The sequence below is a fragment of the Novosphingobium sp. genome (assembly GCF_019748365.1).
Classification (GTDB): domain Bacteria; phylum Pseudomonadota; class Alphaproteobacteria; order Sphingomonadales; family Sphingomonadaceae; genus Novosphingobium.
On record NZ_JAIEPN010000060.1, the window covers coordinates 1 to 3,739 of the forward strand.

Annotated in this window: 5 protein-coding genes and 1 pseudogene; all 6 read right to left on the minus strand. The window is 63.3% G+C overall.

Features of this window, described 5'->3' with window-relative positions; translation table 11 throughout:
• Positions 1-842 (minus strand): photosynthetic reaction center cytochrome PufC (gene pufC / locus K5Q19_RS08570; protein WP_292943475.1); only part of this gene is annotated, 842 nt, incomplete at its 3' end.
• Positions 839-1,807: a photosynthetic reaction center subunit M gene (gene pufM, locus K5Q19_RS08575; protein WP_292943477.1), complete on the minus strand. Its 969-nt coding sequence runs from the start codon at positions 1,805-1,807 to the stop codon at positions 839-841. The genes pufC and pufM, both read right to left, overlap by 4 nt.
• A 13-nt stretch (positions 1,808-1,820) precedes the next feature.
• The gene (gene pufL / locus K5Q19_RS08580; protein ID WP_292943479.1) at positions 1,821-2,645 is read right to left on the minus strand and encodes a photosynthetic reaction center subunit L; all 825 of its coding nucleotides are present in this window, start codon (positions 2,643-2,645) and stop codon (positions 1,821-1,823) included.
• Between the two features lie 126 nt (positions 2,646-2,771).
• On the minus strand, positions 2,772-2,951 hold the full coding sequence (gene pufA / locus K5Q19_RS08585) for a light-harvesting antenna LH1, alpha subunit (RefSeq protein ID WP_067908623.1): 180 nt from the start codon (positions 2,949-2,951) through the stop codon (positions 2,772-2,774).
• A 108-nt stretch (positions 2,952-3,059) separates the two neighbouring features.
• A complete protein-coding gene (gene pufB / locus K5Q19_RS08590) occupies positions 3,060-3,212 on the minus strand; it encodes a light-harvesting antenna LH1, beta subunit (protein WP_072383985.1) in 153 nt (50 codons plus the stop codon).
• 124 nt (positions 3,213-3,336) lie between these two features.
• A pseudogene (locus K5Q19_RS08595) lies at positions 3,337-3,739 on the minus strand (hypothetical protein); the annotation flags it as partial.

A 3,739-nucleotide genomic window follows, 5' to 3' on the forward strand; every position in this document is an offset into this window, starting at 1 on the left:
TAGCCGTACCAGGCGCCGACGCGCTTGGGCGTGCTCATGTTCCAGGCCTGGAACGAGCCGGCGTTGTGGCAGAACGTGCAGTTCACGCCGAGCGCCGAGGAGGTGTGCATCATCAGGCTGTAGGTGCCCTCGGTTTCCATCGTCGTCGTCTTGTTGGCGGTTGCCTTGTAGGACGAGGGATGGCTGTAGTTCGATTGCACGCGGATCGGCGACGAGTTGCCATCGAGCAGGTACTTGGCAAAGGCCGTGTTGGGCAGCGACGAATAGGCCGTGCTTTCCAGCGGCACGTTCTGGCCGTGCTTGTTGCCGAGGATCGTATCCGGATTGCCCTTGGCCGGCAGTGCCCAGTTTGCCGCCGGAACCGCCTGGCCGCGGTGGCAGGTGTAGCAGGTGACGCCAGTCTGCTTCACGTGGCCGGTCCAGCCCGTGTTGATCTTCCGGGTCATCTGCAGCATCCGCCGCGCGACCTTTTTGGTGTAGATCTCGTCCGAGGCCATGTTGGCCGGGTTGTGGCAATAGTTGCAGCCTTGTTCCGGTGCGATCCACTGCGTGATCGCGGCCATCGTGTAGCTGAACTCGTCCTCCGAGATGTCGCCCAGAACCTGCACGTTCTGGTAGGCTTCCTTGGCGGGACGGCCACCCGGCTTGGGCGGATCATAGGGCGGGGGCGGCGCGATGTGGACCGGATCAAGCTTCTTGTTCGCCGAGGCGAGCGTGATCTGGTCCATGCCCGTGCCGCGATAGCCGGACTGCTTGGCGGACTTGGTTTCGAGTTGGCAGGCACCGAGCAGTGCCGCGCCGGCGAGGACCGCGCCGAGGCGCAGTAGCATGGTTCTTGTCATTGTACCTTGCTCCCCAATGCCGGATCAACGACCCCGGTGTCGGGATAGGCCGGCGCATAGTGGTGCTGCTGGGCCCACAGGTACCAGTTGTCGACAACCGTCCCGGTGAGGAGGATACCGATGCCGCCCGTCAGCGTGGTCAGCACGGCAAACCACCAGGCCCAGCGGTGAATCGATTCCATCGTGGCGTTGAAGCCCATGGTCCAGCGCCAGAACAGGGCCGCACGCTCCGATGCAGTACCGCGATCGGTGATCTGTTCGATCTCGCGCTCGCCGCCGTACCGGCCGACTGCCAGAATGGTTGCGCCGTGCATCGCGAAGAGCAGGGTCGAGCCATAGAGGAAGGCGATCGAGAGGGCGTGGAACGGATTGTAGAACAGGTTGCCATAGCGGATCGAGAACGCGGCGGTCCAATCGAGATGTGGGAAGATGCCGAAGGGCACCGCTTCAGACCAGCTGCCCATGAAGGCGGGCCGGATGAAGCCGAGCACGAGGTACAGCCAGATTGCCGACATGAACGCCCAGAACACGTGGGTGCCCATGCCAAGCGCGCGGGCCCGGCGGTAGGTCCGGATCGCCCAGAGCAGGACCGAGAGCGTCAGGAACATGCCGGCGAGGATCCACCAGCCGCCCTTTTCAAGCGGTACGATGGGCGAGAAGCCGTATTCCGGCCCCGGCGGCTCGAGGCTGAGCCAGGGGAGCATGCGGACGAACTGGATCGGATCCCAGTTGACCGAGGCCATCATGTTGAGACCGATGATCTCGAACGCGGTGAACCCGCACAGGAGAGCAAGGAGTCCCGTCCAGCCGAGATAGATCGGGCCGAGCTGGGCCTGCCCGAAGCGGCCGAAGAGGTGGTTGAACCCGACGGCGGTGCCGCGCGGATCGCTGCCCGGCTTCATGGCGATGCCCATTTCCGGGGCATGGCTGAGCTGAACCTGGGTGAAGATATTCTGGTAAGCCACGGCTAGTCCTCCTTCACGACCAGATCGGCAGGTTGAGCCACCAGTTCCACCATTCAGGCCAGCCCTTGGTCCACAACGGGCCGCTGATGATGATGCAGACCGCGCTCCAGAAGCCGGCGTTGAGCGCCAGCAGCAGACCCAGGCGGTGGATGCCCAGGGTGCCGATCGAGTAACCGATCAGATCGCGGAAGAAGGTGTCTTCGTATTCCGGGGTCTTCACGGTCTCACCCTCCTTGGGGTTGACCGCGGACAGCACCAGCGCGCCGTGCAATGCGAGCGCGAGGCAGGTGGTGAAGAAGAAGCTCACCGCCAGCATGTGCGCCGGGTTGTAGTGGAAGTGCAGGTACTGGTAGCCGGTGTTCGACACCCAATCGAGGTGGCTGAAGATACCGTAGGGGAAGCCGAAGTGCCAGGCACCCAGCAGGACCGGACGGATCACCACCAGCGAAACGTAGGCGAAGATCGCGAAGCCGAAGGCGATGGGCACATGATAGCCCATGCCGAGCTTGCGGCAGATTTCGACCTCGCGCAGCGCCCACGATGTGAACGATACGATCGCGCAGACCGTAATGACCTGCCAGAAGCCGCCCTCGCTCAAGGGCGCAAGGCCGAGGCCGTACTTGAGATCAGGCGGGGCGATCGAGATCAGCCACGGGTTCCACGTGCCGCCTTGCGACGCGCAGTACAGGATGAGGGCTGTTCCGAGTGAGGCGAAGATCGCCGTGATCACTCCGAAGAAACCGACATAGAACGGGCCGACCCAAAAATCGAAAAGGTCCCCGCCGATCAACGTGCCTCCGCGCACGCGATACTTTCGCTCGAAACTGAGGAGCGCCATAGCTCTATCCTCCCCCGCCCAAGCCTGGCGGGCACAAGTACATGGAAAATCAACCGGTTCCCCCCGGCAGTGCCGGAGGCGGCATGTCCACGTGTGGTGGGATGCCGCCTCTTGCCTTGCAGGTGGTCAGGGCGTCGCCGCGGCTGCGGCTGCGGCTGCCGGGGCCGCGGTGTGCGGGCCGTCGAGCCAGTTGAAGCGAGGCGTGCTGAGCAGGATGAAGTGAATCACGATTGCCAGCACAAACAGGAAAGCGGCAAGTGCCACGAGGGCCCTGCGCGGATCGAAAATAAGCCAGACTCTCCACATGGTATCTGTCCTTGTGAAAGCGCCAATGCGGCGCGGTCGTTCAGGTTCGGCCAAAAAAAGGCCGGGTGGCCGTTATGGCCAAACGCGAGTGTTGTGACGGTGGATTTCTTACGAAATCCAGGGACGCCACGACCACACGAGCGCGTGGGCAACCACGGCCACGGCGGTGAAGCCGAGGAAGCTGCTCATGAACAGCTTGTGGAATTCCTTGGCTTCTTCAGGCGTCAGGTAGGTCCTGAGCCCCAGGCGATCATCGCTCATATCTGCATCTCCAGTATTGACGTGCAAAGCGAGAGGCGGCGATCGCCCCCCGGCGATATTCCAACGGCCGAGGCCGAGGGAATGGTGGTGCCCGCTGGGTAGCGGGTGATGGGGTTCGCGCGGCTCATGGAGCAGATGCTCCGAGCAGCGCATCGGCCAGCCTGTCGGCGCTGACCAAGCTTTCGCCCTCGCGGCGTGCGGCGGCTTCCGCCGCATCGCGCAAGCGCTTGGCAAAGGAGATGCGAATGAGGACCGGCTGCGCTTCGACGAGTTCGTCGAGCCTGGCCTTGGCCTCGTCGCTCCACGGCAGCTCGCGGTGCAGCCGCGCCGGCGTGGCGGGCACTGCATCGAGCTGGGTGGCAAGCGGCAGGATGTGGAACAGCGCATCGAACAGCGCGTTGCACACTTCCTGAATCAGGTACGTCGCACCGGAATAGCCCATGAAGGGCGTGCTGTCAACACCGGGATAAAAACGGGCCAGGCACCGGTTTAAAAAGGGGCCAGTTGGGTTGAATAAAAAGCCCCAT